15 protein-coding genes are annotated in these 14970 nt (G+C 35.8%); 5 read left to right on the top strand and 10 right to left on the bottom strand.

From position 1 onward, the window contains the following. Window positions 1–255: 255 nt before the first annotated feature. From C7D97_RS10835 to ltrA, 5 genes are all read right to left on the bottom strand, one after another. The gene (locus C7D97_RS10835; RefSeq protein ID WP_240308868.1) at window positions 256–384 is read right to left on the bottom strand and encodes an S-adenosylmethionine synthetase N-terminal domain-containing protein; all 129 of its coding nucleotides are present in this window, start codon (window positions 382–384) and stop codon (window positions 256–258) included. A gap of 629 nt (window positions 385–1013) precedes the next feature. Then, window positions 1014–1220 carry a helix-turn-helix transcriptional regulator gene (locus tag C7D97_RS00235; RefSeq protein WP_004816384.1) on the bottom strand — a complete coding sequence of 69 codons (207 nt, stop codon included), beginning with the start codon at window positions 1218–1220 and terminating at the stop codon, window positions 1014–1016. A gap of 9 nt (window positions 1221–1229) precedes the next feature. After that, window positions 1230–1547, bottom strand: coding sequence for a DUF6442 family protein (locus C7D97_RS00230; protein WP_105300221.1), 318 nt, complete (start codon window positions 1545–1547; stop codon window positions 1230–1232). Window positions 1548–1758: 211 nt separating this feature from the next. Next, entirely contained in the window at window positions 1759–2091 is a 333-nt protein-coding gene (locus tag C7D97_RS00225) for an HNH endonuclease (RefSeq protein WP_476692327.1), read from the bottom strand. A 105-nt stretch (window positions 2092–2196) separates the two neighbouring features. After that, a complete protein-coding gene (gene ltrA / locus C7D97_RS00220) occupies window positions 2197–3477 on the bottom strand; it encodes a group II intron reverse transcriptase/maturase (RefSeq protein WP_105300220.1) in 1281 nt (426 codons plus the stop codon). A 656-nt stretch (window positions 3478–4133) separates the two neighbouring features. On the opposite strand from ltrA, the gene C7D97_RS00215 reads away from it, so the two are divergent. After that, window positions 4134–4391, top strand: a complete 258-nt coding sequence (locus C7D97_RS00215) for an AbrB/MazE/SpoVT family DNA-binding domain-containing protein (protein WP_002834889.1) — start codon at window positions 4134–4136, stop codon at window positions 4389–4391. Next, entirely contained in the window at window positions 4391–4657 is a 267-nt protein-coding gene (locus tag C7D97_RS00210) for a type II toxin-antitoxin system RelE/ParE family toxin (RefSeq protein WP_105300219.1), read from the top strand. The genes C7D97_RS00215 and C7D97_RS00210 overlap by 1 nt, the downstream gene beginning before the upstream one ends. A gap of 470 nt (window positions 4658–5127) precedes the next feature. Here the strand turns inward: C7D97_RS00210 and C7D97_RS00205 are convergent, their stop codons facing one another. The 4 genes from C7D97_RS00205 to C7D97_RS00190 form a co-directional block, all read right to left on the bottom strand. Next, entirely contained in the window at window positions 5128–5439 is a 312-nt protein-coding gene (locus tag C7D97_RS00205) for a hypothetical protein (protein WP_105300218.1), read from the bottom strand. A gap of 349 nt (window positions 5440–5788) precedes the next feature. Beyond that, a complete protein-coding gene (locus tag C7D97_RS00200) occupies window positions 5789–6967 on the bottom strand; it encodes a GspE/PulE family protein (RefSeq protein WP_105300217.1) in 1179 nt (392 codons plus the stop codon). After that, entirely contained in the window at window positions 6967–8496 is a 1530-nt protein-coding gene (locus C7D97_RS00195) for a YifB family Mg chelatase-like AAA ATPase (RefSeq protein ID WP_105300216.1), read from the bottom strand. Before C7D97_RS00195 ends, C7D97_RS00200 begins: the two co-directional genes overlap by 1 nt. Then, window positions 8480–9397, bottom strand: coding sequence for an RluA family pseudouridine synthase (locus C7D97_RS00190; RefSeq protein ID WP_105300215.1), 918 nt, complete (start codon window positions 9395–9397; stop codon window positions 8480–8482). The genes C7D97_RS00195 and C7D97_RS00190 overlap by 17 nt, the downstream gene beginning before the upstream one ends. 126 nt (window positions 9398–9523) lie before the next feature. Here C7D97_RS00190 and C7D97_RS00185 point away from each other — a divergent pair, with 126 nt between their 5' ends. Next, window positions 9524–10348, top strand: coding sequence for an exodeoxyribonuclease III (locus C7D97_RS00185; protein ID WP_105300214.1), 825 nt, complete (start codon window positions 9524–9526; stop codon window positions 10346–10348). A 255-nt stretch (window positions 10349–10603) separates the two neighbouring features. Here the strand turns inward: C7D97_RS00185 and serS are convergent, their stop codons facing one another. Next, a complete protein-coding gene (gene serS, locus C7D97_RS00180) occupies window positions 10604–11893 on the bottom strand; it encodes a serine--tRNA ligase (protein ID WP_105300213.1) in 1290 nt (429 codons plus the stop codon). A 325-nt stretch (window positions 11894–12218) separates the two neighbouring features. Between serS and C7D97_RS00175 the strand changes: the two genes are divergently transcribed. Both C7D97_RS00175 and C7D97_RS00170 read left to right on the top strand, forming a co-directional pair. Further along, window positions 12219–14027 (top strand): acyltransferase family protein, encoded by a 1809-nt coding sequence (locus C7D97_RS00175; protein WP_105300212.1) that lies wholly within the window; start codon window positions 12219–12221, stop codon window positions 14025–14027. A gap of 195 nt (window positions 14028–14222) precedes the next feature. Beyond that, on the top strand, window positions 14223–14969 hold the full coding sequence (locus tag C7D97_RS00170; protein WP_105300211.1) for an ECF transporter S component: 747 nt from the start codon (window positions 14223–14225) through the stop codon (window positions 14967–14969). Window position 14970: the final 1 nt, after the last annotated feature.

Here is a 14970-nt window from a genome sequence, read left to right as displayed (position 1 = left end):
TTAAACACATATTAAAAACAATCAATCCCTGTCATCATAAACAAATTCACTTATATCATTTCCACATCTTATCTTTTCTTTTTGATTCTTATATATGTGGATATCCTGTTTTAATATTTTAATATCTGCTATGACATCTCCTCCTAACCTCTTAATCGCTGTTTCAATTTATTTTTTATTTAGATTGCAGTCCGTTTCAATAATCACATGACAATTTCCATGTCCCAGCAAAACTTCAACTGCTATTTTAGAATTTTATTTTTCCTTATATGATAAATCTACAATTGATTCTGCAATGCAATTCGCTATTTTGTCTGGATGCATTGGATTTACTTTTTCAAACAATATAAATACCTCCTTTTGCCTTAATAATTTTTCCATCATATCTTCTCCATAGTGTTCATAGATTTCAATACAGTTCTCTTTCACAATGTCGTAAATCTCATACCATAAAAGGTTGACTGTTTTTTGAAACTGATTAGACATCTGCACAAAGGAAGACGTAATAACTCCTCCACTCGTAGGATGCTTTCCTAAAAGACCAAATTGACTTATTGCCTTTTCACATTGATTGTATCTTGTAAAAGCCTGGGAGTAAGATTCTAACAATCTTGGATTTACCAAGTTTTCACAGTTTCTCTGTTTTAACCAGCCCCAAGTCTCTTTATATATTTTATCAGCACCAAGTGGTATTCCATTTCTTTGCTTTGCAGATAGCTAATCACTTGGTGTAGGCATATCCGGTCCATAAAGAACAGCCCCATCTGGTAAGTCAACTGCATCTATTTCTTCTGGAGTAAATGTAGGAATATCGTTCATTAAAATTTCTACCTTTTTACCTTTTTCTATTTTTTCAGCAGCAGGCTGTGGTTTCCCTCCTGCTTTTACTCTTCTTCCACCTCTGTATGTTCCGTCTTTAGCGATAGTATCACCTCCTAATACTTAAATATAAAATCTCCCTTCAATGAACAATATTGTTTACTGTAGGGAGATTTTAGTTTAACTATGTTTGTCTAAAAATAGAAAAGATCCTCAAATTTCTTTTCTAAAGCAATGCAAAGTATCAATGCTAATTTAGCAGTAGGGTTAAATTGACCAGTTTCAATTGAGCTGATTGTGTTTCTTGAAACACCCACCTCATCAGCTAACTGTTGTTGTGAATAGCCTTTTTCTTTTCTGACTTCTTTTAAATGATTTTTGAGAACTAGTTTATCATCCATAATCTATCACTACTTCAATGTTATAAGGTTAGCTACAAATAAAGCAATTCCTATAATCGCCATAAGTATCCCCATTAACAATTGCTTTCTTTCTTTTAGTTTTGCATACTTTACAAGTTCTTTCGTTGCTTCAATACTAAAATAAATACTTAGTATTCCATAATTAAAGGAATTGAAGAAAAAAGCTTCAATTCCAAATAGGATGGCAGCAACAGCTAATCCGATTTGGCTGGAAACTTCGCCTGCCTTTTTAAAAATATCAACCATCATCTCATCGTGATTTCTATACTCCTCACGACTTCTTGCTAAAACTTCATCTCTCTTCATATTAATTCTCCTTTATATTTTTGCCAAGTTTACTTGGTATTTATATTATATCATGCCAAGTTTTATTGTCAATAGGTCAGAATAAATATTTTGATTTTTGAATGATATTCTTTGATACCCTCTTTTAACCCGTTTTTTTGTGCGTGAGAGGGCGGCACCGTTGGTAGGGAAATCACTCGTAGAGATTAAGACTCCCCCTCCCCACGAAAAACTATCCTCCAAATCTATCCCCACTCTTTGCATGAATCTTTGAGTGACATGATTTACAAAGACTCATAAGATTATCTTCATCATTAGTTCCACCAAGAGAAAGAGGAAGTATGTGATGTACTTCCTCTACCTTTGTTATTCTATTTTCTTTTAAACACATCTCACAAAGTGGATGCTCTGCTACATATCTTTTTCTTATGAGTCTCCATGCTTTTCCATATCGCTTATGAGTTTTAGGGTCTCGTTTATATTTTTCATAATTCTTGTTATATTCTTTCTCATGCTTCTTACAGAATCGTCCATCAACTAACTCTGGACAACCTGGATGTAACATGGTCTCTTAGGTTTTCTTGGCACTTTATCACTCCAATCGAATAGGGGCTAAGATCTAGCCCCTTTCACACCACCGTACGTGCCGTTCGGCATACGGCGGTTCAATTTAATTTACACATGTCCTGCTTATGTAGTAATCATAAGGGTCAATTAAGCCTGTTTTGCTTAATCTTTCTTTGGTGATTGTTCTTACTAAGCAGGTTTTTGTTGCTACAAAGTAGTATCTGTTTCCACAATAGGATGTTAGTCTTGCTAGGTCTTTTACTACTCCCATTTTTCTTAACGCCCATTGTCTTTTCTTTGGTACTTTCCACATTTTCCAGCATATTATTCTTAGTCTGGTTCTTAAATGCTCGCTGAAACCTTTTAGTTTACCTTTCATGCTCGCTATTTTAAAATAGTTTATCCAGCCTCTTGTTACTTCATTTATCTTTTTGATTCTGTATTCTAAGGATACTGACCATTTTCTTGTGGTTAGTTTCTTTATTTTATTTTTGAATCTTTTAAATGATGTTTCATGGACTCGTGCTTTCCATTGATTTGTTCTGTTGTCTTCCCAGTAGCCAAATCCAAGATATTTTATTTTGCTTGGTCTTGTTATTTTGCTTTTTTCTGCATTTACTTTTAGTCCAAGTTCCTTTTCTATGAATCTTGTTATGGAGTGCATTACTCTTGTAGCTGCTGCTTTACTTCTTACAAATATTAAGCAGTCGTCTGCATATCTTGTGTATCTAAGTTTTCTTGCTTCTAGTTCTTTGTCTAGTTTGTCTAGCATGATGTTGCTTAGGAGTGGTGATAGGTTTCCTCCTTGTGGGGTTCCTATTTCACTTTTTTCATATATGCCTTTGTTCATTATTCCCGCTTTTAGATATTTTCTGATTAGTGATTCTGTGTCTGGTGCTTTGATATGTTCATGGACTATGCTCATTAGTTTATCTTGTGGGACTTTGTCGAAGAATTTTTCTAGGTCTATGTCTACTACCCATTTATATCCGTCGTTTAGGTATTCTAGGCTTTTGGTTATTGCCATTTGACAGTTTCTTCCTGGTCTGAAGCCATAGCTCGTTTCAGAAAATCTTTTGTCTATTATCGGGGTTAGTACTTGTACGATTGCTTGTTGGATTATTCTGTCCATTACTGTTGGTATTCCGAGTTTTCTTTTTCCTCCGTTTGGTTTTGGGATTTCTACTCGAAGTACTGGTTGTGGTTTGTAGCGTCTTTCGATTATTTCTTGTCTTATCCTTGCCCAATTTTCTTTGATGTATTCATCTATTTCTTTTACACTTATTCCGTCTGTTCCGGCTGCTCCTTTGTTGGAGATGACTTTTACTTTGGCTTGGTGCATATTTTCTGGGTTTAGGATTTGACTTATTAATTTATCTTCCATGTGTGCACTTGCTCCTTTCCGCTTGCATAACTTTTTTCTTAGGTGTGAGATTTTGAGTTCATTTACGTTTCTTCTACTTTCTCTGTCAGATTTGTTATGCTACTTACATTTTGCTTGTGCTTTTAAATTGTTCGGTCCTTCGGTGTTTCCACCTACTATGACTTCTGCTGACTTCTCATAGTTCGTTGTTACTACTGTGTCGCCTATGAGACCTCACGGGATAAGCCCTAATACTTTCATCGTTTACTTGCAGAATTTACGCTTTGGGTTTACGGTTACCTTTTGGGTCTTTGCTATCTCTTGCTAGCTTGCCCACCTGTTACGCCTTATATTCTGTTCCTGTTCGTCAAGCCACGATTTCGCTACCCGTTCTTCTCTCCTAGATGTCGCCATCTAAAACTTCGGGGTCGCTATTAGATTCGTTGGTAACTACGCTCTGTAGGGATTTTCACCCCAGCATTAGAACATGCCCGTCATACTAAAGAAAGCCCTGAAGATTTAATCTCCAAGGCTCGTTTTATTATTCTTTTGCTATTCTAACTATACTACAACTACTTACTCTCATTCTATCAACTTTACTCTCCACTTGACTTTTTTCTCAGAAGAAAATATAATTTAGTTAGAAAGTATGAATTTCTAACTAAGGAGGTTTTGTTATGTTAGTTGAACTAAAAGCTAAATCACAAGTCACTATCCCGAAAGACATAGTAAACTCTATGGAATTAAATCAAGGGGACCAATTTGAAGTCATAGAAGATAACGGAAAAATTGTACTTGTTCCAGTTGCAATCTATCCAGAACACGTTATAAAAAATTTAAAAGCTGAAGTAAAAGAAATTAAAGAATCTATAAAAAATGGGACTCAACCTGTTTTTGATTCTATCGACTCTCTATTCGAGGAGTTAGATAAGTAATGTCCTATAAAATTACTTATTCGAAAGCCTTTAAAAAACATTACAAAAAACTATCTGACACTGAAAAGAAACAGACTAAAAAGAAACTTAAATTTTTCGTAGAAAATCCTACCCATCCATCTTTAAGAACTAAGAAAATACAAGGTACAGATGGAATATGGGAGTCTTCTGTTAATATGGATATTCGAATCCTTTGGTTCTATGAAAATAATGAATTGATATTTCTTTTAGATATTAGACACCATGATATCCTGGACAAATATTAATATCCAATATTATAAGGCTTAGAAGATTCTTATTGTAAATAATTTGATTATTATCTGTTATCATTAAGGTTTCATTACCTTTTTTGCACAATTATACGGACTCTATAATTTCTCATTATTCATATATTAGTATATAATAGTAATAGAAATTGTAAATCTTATTATAATAGGAATAAACTTGCATAAGCTAAAGAATATGAGAAACTAGTAAATAAATTTAATTCTTAAAAAGAAAAATACGAAGATTTATGTGCTCAAATCCAAGACAAGGAACCTAGAAAACTAAAATATGACTTCTTTATCGAAAAATTAGATACCCTTAATCCTCTGGACGAATTTGACCCTATTCTTTGGAATTTAATGCTTGATAAGATGGTAGTAAATGAATATTGGAGTTTTGAATTTATTTATTCAAAAAGGATTTAAAAATAGAACTTGTAAGGATTATCTCTCACAAGCTCTATTTCTATCTAAATATCTAATTCTAATACTCTAAAATTGAATTTATCGTTTAACTTATCTAGTAATTCATCAAATATATCTGAATACATATCTTTTATTTTTTTTACTTCTTCTGGTTTTTCCTTGCCTAGGTAAGAGAATTCTTTTTCGTTATTTAAAAATAAGTTATCATACAGATCTTGTAATTTTTGAATTTTTTCACAAAATTCCCTATCCAAACCCAATTCCTCCGCACCTATATCATCTACAATAAATCCCTTAATATCTAATTCTTGAAGTGGATAAGAACCCCATTCTAATCCTACACTAATTGTTTTCATGTGATATTTCCTTGCTATTTAGACTTAATGGTAAAATATTACCTTCATTAATAATAATTATTGCAAGCTTTACTTGTTCTTGATTATACATAGCTTCTTATTTCACTCGTAGTCGATTATTATATCTTGCCAGATATCCTATTATTCTTACAATTTTATATTGTTTTAGAAAACTAGGCATATTCTCTTTTTTATCCCCTTCCCAGTAAATTAATCTCTAAAGCTCTCTCTTTAGAAAAATTTGATGTGAAAATTTATGAATAATTTGCTAAGATTGGTGCGAGTGGAATTTCATTTATTTGCTTAAGTCTCTAATTATTACTATTATTTGATATTTTTCCTAGAATTCCTAATCCACATCCAAGGCCCCAAGGACTTCTTCAAAGGAAGTTTTCCCTTCTAGGACTTTGTCTATGCCATTTTCTAGCATTGATTTGAAGCCCTCTTTTTTAAGTTTTTCCTTTACTTTACTAGTAGAATCTCCTTCTTCTCTTAGGATTTCTTTTAATTCTTTATCTATTAGGATGACTTCCTCTACAGCTTCTCTTCCTAGGTAGCCGTTTAGGCATTTGTCACAGCCATTTGGCCTGTAGATTATTTTATCTCTCGGAATTTTATGGTATTGGCTTACGATTTCGTATTCGTTATCTGTCATGGTGTCTTTCTTTTTGCAGTCGCAAAGTTTCCTTACTAATCTTTGGCTTGCCAAAAGACTTAGGGCTGACCTTATTAGATAGTCTTCTACTCCTAAGTCTTTAAGTCTCGCGATTGATGAAAGGGCATCTCTTGTGTGAAGGGTTGTTAGGACCAAGTGGCCTGTTATGGCTGCTCTTATGGCGATTTGAGCAGTTTCCTTATCTCTTATTTCCCCTATCATTATTATATCTGGGTCTTGTCTTAGGATTGACCTTAAGGATTTGGAGAAGGTAAGACTGATTTTCTCATTTACAGAAACTTGGTTTATCCCTTCGATCTTATATTCTACAGGATCTTCTACGCTTATGATGTTTTCCCTACCGGTATTTACTTTGTTTAGTAAAGCATAAAGACTTGTGGACTTACCAGATCCAGTTGGTCCTGTAAATATTATCATACCTGATCTTTTCTTTAGGACTCGGTCGATTTTTCCTATAGAAGAATCTGAAAATCCTAAGAGCCTACTCGTCTTCTTAAACTCATCTATGGATAGGATTCTTAGGACTATCTTTTCGCCATTTACTGTATTTAGGCTCGATACTCTAAAGTCTATCCCTTGAAATTCTTTTAGTCTTAGGTTAGCGTCTTGGGGACGTCTTTTCTCTGATATGTCCATCTTTGCCATTAGCTTAATCTTACTTACTAGCTTTTCGTATTGAGAAAGATTAATCCTTGTATATTCCCTGAGGTCTCCATCTACCCTAAGCCTTATTTTTGAATAATCGCTGAAGGCTTCGATATGGATGTCGCTTGCCCTAAGTTTGATAGCATCTTTTATTAGAATTTTTATAAATTTATCTATATTTACTCCAAGAGCTCTTTCTTCTATCATTAGTTGCTCCAGTATTTGTCATCCAAGGACCTGTAACGGATTGCTTCTAGGAGGTGCTTTGATTCTATTTCCGCACTTGCCTCAAGGTCTGCTATAGTCCTAGACATTTTTATTATCTTATTGAAGGACCTAACTGAGAAGTTGTATTTATTAAAGGCCATCTTGGCGATTTTTTCAACCTCGTCGGATAGCTTGATGTATTTTTTCATCTGATTGGTGTTAAGCTCTGAGTTTGTGGAAATCTTCTCGTTTTTGTACCTTTCTTCCTGGATAAGCCTTGCCCTAACCACTTCAGACTTTAGTTCAGCTGATGACTTGGACTTAGTATCATCCTTTAGGTCTTCGTATTTAACAGGCTTTATCTCTATATGTATATCGATCCTATCGAGTATTGGCGAAGAAATCTTGTTTAAGTATCTCCTTATTTCATTGAAGGAGCAAGTACATTCCTTCAAGGGATTGCCGTAGTTACCGCAAGGACATGGGTTCATAGCAGCAATTAGGATAAAGTCTGCCGGGTATTTTACCGATGCTTGGGACCTTGCTACATTTATTTCCTTGTTTTCTAGGGGCTCTCTTAGGGCTTCTATTACATTTTTCCTATATTCTGGAAACTCGTCTAAAAGGAGCACTCCCTTGTGGGCGAGGGTAATCTCTCCTGGTCTTGGGACGGAGTGGCCTCCACCTATGAGAGCTACCTCGCTTGATGTGTGGTGGGGAGCCCTGAAGGGCCTTTCATTAACGAGATGTCCACTGTCGAGGAGCCCCATAATAGAATAAATCTTCGTCACTTCTACCTTCTCGTCAAAGCTCATATCTGGAAGGATTGTTGGCAGGTGTTTGGCAGAAAAAGTCTTTCCGGAGCCTGGAGCTCCGATCATTAGTACATTGTGGTTACCTGCTGCTGCAATTTGAAGGGCACGCTTTAGGCTCTCTTGGCCCTTTAAGTCCTTGAAGTCGTAATCGTAAGTTTTCTCTTCAGTAATTTTACTTAAATCTATCTCGTAGGCTTTGACCTTCTTTTCCTTGTTTAAAAAGGCTACCAAATCGTTTAACTTATCGAAAGGGTAGATCTCTATATCTGAAATTATGGCACACTCGTCCTTATTATCATCAGGAATTATAAATTTGGTAAAACCTAGCTCACGCATGGCTATAACCATGGCAAGGGCCCCTCTTATAGGAACTATCCTTCCATCCAGGGAAAGCTCGCCTAGAATTATGTATTCTTCGTAGTCAAAGTTAATTACCCCCATAGAACCTAGAAGAGAAATAGCAATTGGTAGGTCTAGTTGGGTTCCTTCCTTCTTAAGATCTGCTGGGGAGAGGTTGATTGTAATCCTTCCTGCTGGAAATCTATAGCCGGAATTGATGAGGGCAACTCTAACCCTGTCTCTTGATTCCTTGATCGATGAGTCAGGAAGACCAACTATAGTAAAGGAAGGAAGGCCTGATGTTATGTCAGATTCTACTTCTACAAGTTTGCCATCAAGACCAATGAGGGTCGTCGTGTTAGTTTTCGAATACATCTTTATCACCTAATCCTAATATTTTCTGATATTTCAAAAAGTCTTCGTGAGGGATAGCTTCATAAGTCACATAATCTCCCTCCATATTTTTAAAGCCAACCTTGCCACAGTGAAGGAGCTGGTGGTCGAGATTAAATTTATGCTTGATATTGCCGTAGACAGGATCTCCCAAGATAGGGTGATTGATATGGGTCATGTGGACTCTTATCTGATGGGTCCTTCCTGTTTCTATCTTTATCCTTACTAGAGAAAAGCCCTCTACCTCGCTTATGACCTCATAGTGGCTTACGGCTCTTCTTCCAGTATTTCTCACTGCCATCTTTCTTCTGTTGTGGACATCCCTATCCATGAAATTATCGATGGTTCCCTTTTTCTTATCGAAGTTACCAAAAACAATGGCATAATAATATTTGTCGACCTTTCTTGTCTCAAACATCTTCTTGAAATACTTATAGGCTTCATTAGTTTTCGTTATTGCTATTAGGCCTGTCGTATCCTTATCAAGCCTGTGGACAATGCCTGGCCTATCGTCTCCTCCTATGTGAGAAAGGCCATCGTAGCCATATTTAGCGAGGAGGCCATTAACGAGGGTTCCTGTAATGATTTTTCCTGCTGGATGGACTATGACATTACTATCCTTATCGATTATAGCGTAATCATCATTCTCAAAAACCACCTTAAGGTCCATATCTTCTGCCTTAAGTTCTGGCACATGGAAAAGAGAGTCGTCGATTTCTATCTCATCACCCTCGCTTAGCTTAAAGCTAGGCTTTACGAAAGAATTATTTACTTTTATTTTCTTATCCTTGATGAAGTCCTTGATCTTCTCACGAGGGATCTCCTCGAGCTCATCAGATATAAACTTATCAATTCTTATTATTTCATCTGCAATCATTATCATATTAATATTATATCATTTAAGGAGGCTTTCTTAAACTATTTCATTTTGTGAACTATATTTGAAATTTGCAAATAATTAGATTTATCCTATAATTATCATAGTAAATGAAAATGTAAAGGAGACTTAATGAAATTTATTTCTTGGAACATAGATTCTCTAAATGCTGCTCTAACTAGTGATTCCAAAAGAGCAGTAATGAGTAGAGATGTTCTATTAACTATAAAAAATGAAAACCCAGATGTGATAGCCCTTCAAGAGACCAAGCTTCCGGCAAATGGACCTAGCAAAAAGCATATTGAAAAGCTTGGTGAATTTTTCCCTGATTATAATTATGTATGGATTTCCTCAAGGCCAACTGCTAGGAAATCCTACGCAGGAACCATGACCCTCTACAAAAAGGGCCTCGATGTGAAGGAGTCCTTCCCAGAAATCGGTGCTCCAGATACAATGGATCTCGAAGGAAGAATCCTTACCCTAGAGTTTGATGACTTCTACTTTACCCAAGTCTACACACCTAATGCAGGTGGCGATCTTAAGAGACTTCCCCTAAGAGAAGAGTGGGATAAGCTATATGCCGATTATCTTGCTGAACTTGATAAGATTAAGCCTGTCATAGCTACAGGCGATTTCAATGTAGCCCATGAAGAAATCGACCTCGCTCATCCTGATAACAACCACATGTCAGCAGGCTTTACAGATGAGGAGAGAAGAGGCTTTACTAATCTTTTAAATAGGGGCTTTACTGATACCTTTAGACATCTTAACAAGGACCTTGAAGGAGCCTACACCTGGTGGGCCCAAAGAGTTAAGACAAGCAAGATCAATAACTCCGGCTGGAGGATTGATTACTTTTTAGTATCTGATAGGTTAATGGAAGACGTAGTAAATTCTACTATAATAGATTCTGGAGACAGGCAAGACCATACGCCAATAATGCTTGAAATTAAATAAGAAAAATCGTCCCTCTTGGAAAGCTAGATTTAATAAATCATAGTAAGCTCCAAGATTTGGGACGATTTTATTTGTTAATATCGATATTTTTTATTTTCATCAAAACTTTCTTAGCTTAAGGATAAGGCTACAATATCATTTATTCTTGTTAGAATTTTCTTAAATGATGATAGCAATTAGCCTTATAAGGAATTTCAAAAATTCTCATCATTAAAAATCCGCAGATAAGCTAGCTTACCCACGGATATTATAGTCCTATTTATTTTTTGGCTCGATTTTTTCCTTTCCACCCATATACATTTGAAGTGGTTTAGGAATTTTCACGCTTCCATCTTCTTGGATTAAGTTTTCTAGGAAGGCTATTAACATTCTTGGTGGAGCTACTACAGTGTTATTTAGGGTGTGGGCAAAGTAGGTTCCATTCTCTCCCCTTAGTCTAATTCCAAGTCTTCTTGCTTGGGCATCTCCTAGATTAGAGCAGCTTCCTACTTCGAAGTATTTCTTTTGTCTTGGGCTCCATGCTTCAACGTCACATGATTTAACCTTAAGATCTGCCAAGTCTCCAGAGCAACATTCTAGGGTTCTTACTGGAATCTCGAGGCTTCTAAAGAAGTCAACTGTGTTTTTCCATAATTCATTGTAGAGTGTTTTGGAATCTTCTGGCTTTGCGATTATTACCATCTCTTGTTTTTCAAATTGATGGATTCTGTAAACTCCACGTTCTTCTATACCATGAGCTCCTACTTCTTTTCTAAAACATGGTGAGTAAGAAGTCATTCTTAGTGGCATTTTTTCTTCTTCATTGATTGTATTTATAAACTTACCAATCATTGAGTGCTCACTTGTACCGATTAGGTAAAGATCTTCCCCTTCTATCTTATACATCATATCTTCCATTTCAGAAAAGCTCATTACTCCAGTAACCACATCAGATCTAATCATAAATGGTGGAATGTAGTAGGTATAGCCACGATCGATCATAAAGTCTCTAGCATATGAAAGAATTGCTGAGTGAAGTCTTGCTATATCTCCTCTTAGATAGTAGAAACCTGCCCCAGATGTATCTCTTGCAGCATCTAGGTCTACCCCATCGAAGGTCTCCATGATGTCAATGTGATAAGGTACATCATAGTCAGGAACTACTGGCTCGCCGAATTTTTCTATTTCGACATTTTCTGTATCGTCCTTTCCTATAGGAACACTATCGTCGATGATTTGTGGGATTACTTGCATTCTCTTTTTGACTTCCTTGCCATACTCTTCAGTCTTGGCTTCGATATCAGTTAGCTTATCGTTAATTTCCTTAACATGAGCTTTGGCTTCTTCTGCTTCATCCTTCTTGCCTTGGCCCATAAGAGCTCCGATTTGTTTACTTGTCTTATTTCTTTCGCTTCTTAAGTTATCTCCCTCAGTCTTGAAAGATCTAAGCTTTTCATCAAGTTCTAAGACTTCGTCAACTAGGACAAGCTTTTCGTCTTGGAATTTCTTCTTGATGTTTTCTTTTACAAGTTCTGGATTTTCTCTAAGTAATTTAATATCAATCATAATTTCTCCTTTAAACAATAAAAAAGGCCCTCCCTAATTGGGACGAAGGTCTCGTGGTGCCACCCAAATTATGCAAATATTTTTGCCTTAATTCATATATGCTCAAAGCTAGATTCACTAGTTCCGGTCAAGAGATTTCCACCAGCCATCTCCTCTCTGTCTGCCTTTCCTAGCTACTAGGGCCTTTCCTCGCATTATTCAATCAGTATTACTATACAATAAAGATTCGATTTCTCAAATTTGCTATATACTTAGATTTTTTTAATATTAATGTAAATTTAACTAATATGGTGTTATAATAGTAAAGATAAGAATGGAGTTAGTAATGAAAAAGAATTTGTATAATGTGACTATGCTTAAGGCCTTAAGCCTTATTGCTGTTTCAATCTATCACCTTCTAAGCCATAGGCTTTCTGGAGGTTTTCTTGGTGTGATTATTTTTATGATCATATCTGGATTTTTCCTTGAAAGAGCATCTGTTAAGTCTTCCGGTGAAGTTGATATCAGAGTCTATCTTGAAAAAATAAAGGCGCGAATCGTAAAGATTATGTCTCCCCTATGGACTATAGTGGCAATATCTCTCTTATTTGCCCTAGTCTTTTCTAGAGAAATCTTCGATGATAGTATCTTAAGCTCTCTTACTACGATTTTCGCAGTAGAAAATATCAGAGCCATTATTAAGGGGATTTCCTACTTCGATAGGAGTGGTAATTTCAACCTCTTTACTCATTTGTGGTACATCTCTGTCCATATCCAGGTCGTGATAATTTATTATCTGATAGATTATTTAATAAATAAGTTTGACCTTAAAGAGAAAAGGCTTATGATTTTTGCTAGTCTAACTTTAATTTCTACTATGATTAGCTACTATCTTTCCTTTACCAAGGCCCCTATAATAAGGATCTACTATGGGACAGATACTAGAATCTCAGCATTTTTTATTGGAGTTTGTGCGAATATACTCTATAGGGAAAATAAGAATAAGATAAAGGGCATAGACCATAAGAAGCTAGCAAGAATTTTATTAATTCCAATCGTCCTTCCCTTTTTCTTCATCAACGGGAAAAGCCTTTGGATCTATAGGACATTTTTCCTTGCCTATGAGATAATAGTAGCTTTGTTTTTGCTTATAATATACGATATGGAAATAAAAAATCACATAGCCTATAGAAAGCAGAAACCTTTCTATAAATTTATGATTTGGCTGGGCGATAGGTCCTATTACTACTATTTGTGGCAGTATATAATCCAAGTATTTTTCACTTACTTCCTAAGGACCAGGATAGAAAATAGGATTTTATTTTATGGCTTGGAGCTTATAGTCCTTGTCCTTATTTCAGAAATTTCCTATCAAGTTCGCTTTTCTAATAAGAAGTTTAGAAGTAAGAAGCTTATAGGAAGTCTTGTTCTAATTATAATATTAAATATTATCTCCCTTGCTATTGGAAATAAAAAGCAGGAAGAAATGGATAAGTTTAAGAAAAACTTCTCGCAAAATGAAGCAGAAATCAAAAAGAGAAATGAAGATGCAAAAATCATTAAGGATAAAGAAAATTCTATAAAGACTAGCAATAGGGATAAGGAGAATCCAAACTTTAAGGAAAAAGCCTACGATGATTTCAATTTCTCAGACAAGGAGCTAACCTTTCTTAAGGGAATTTCCATAACTGCAGTGGGAGATTCTGTCCTTATGAATGTCGATTCCTACCTAAGAGACTACGTCCCAAACCTATATCTTGATGGAGAAGTCGGTAGGGATATGCCAGAGGGAGCTGATAGGCTTCTTGCAATCAAAAACGACATTGGCTTAAATGACATAATCCTAGTTGGCCTCGGCTCAAACGGATCGGCGAATGATTCAGATATGGAGGCTATTATGGATATAGCAGACGGCAGGGATGTATATTTTGTAAACACCAGCCATCTTGAATCCTATATGGATCAGGTAAACAAAAATATCAAAGCCTTCACCGACAGCCACGATAAGGCCCACCTTGTAGACTGGAGGTCTTTCGTAAAGGATAGGGATGATCTTCTAGCTGTAGACAGGGTTCATCCAAATGTCGAAGGAAGTACCGACTATGCTGAATTAATCTTAAGAAAAATATTAAACGTAAATAAAGTTCAATCTTAGGGCAAAATTTCAAATTTTGCTCTTTTTTTCTCCTCGCTCTTTACTTTAGAGAAAAACATAGTTATAATCTTAGTAGTCTTTAATCTCATCTAGATTTCACAATTGGAGATACTAGAAAAAAGATTAAAGGAAGAATGTTTCTAGCATCAACGATGCAAATGAACGGTATCTATATGAACCGTATCGGAGGTAATTATGAACAAAAAATCAATCAGTAGCAGAAAGCTTGTGACGGCGGCAATGCTTGGTGCAATCACCATAGTCCTTAGCCTAACTCCACTCGGTCTAATTCCTTTAGGATTTATCAACGCGACAACCATGCACATTCCTGTAATCATTGGAGCAATTGCAGAAGGACCTGTCGTAGGAGCCCTAGTCGGACTAATATTCGGAGTTTCGTCTTTACTAAACGCTCTACTAAGAAATCCTAGTCCAGTTTCTTTTGTCTTCTACAATCCATTAATATCTGTTCTTCCAAGAGTTCTAATTGGAATTACTAGCTATTATGCTTACAAGGCTTGTCAAAATATAGGAGACAAAAAGTTAAAAAATCTTTCCAAAATTTTGTGGATTGCAATATCTATAGGACTTATCTACCTACTCTATAAGAATATTACTGAAGGAAAATCCCTTCTAAATATTATTTTCGTAATAATTCTTCTGGCTGTAGTTATCGGACTATTTATGTATTCTAGAAAATCTAAGAAAGATTTCCCAATAGCAATTGGCGCTTTCGTAGGTTCTATGACCAACACAATCCTAGTTCTTGGTGGAATCTACTTAATCTATGCCGAAAGCTATGTCAAAACCCTTGGCTTACCAATGGATAACGCAAGGTCAGCCATACTTGGAGTTACAATTACAAGTGGTATACCAGAGGCCATTCTTTCTGTTATACTTTCAACAGCAGTAATTAAGGCCCTCAAATCAACAAGGAGATAAA

Origin of the sequence: Anaerococcus marasmi, from assembly GCF_900290195.1 — a bacterium.
In the GTDB taxonomy this organism is placed as follows: domain Bacteria; phylum Bacillota; class Clostridia; order Tissierellales; family Peptoniphilaceae; genus Anaerococcus; species Anaerococcus marasmi.
This window is presented reverse-complemented; position numbering and strand designations above follow the sequence as displayed.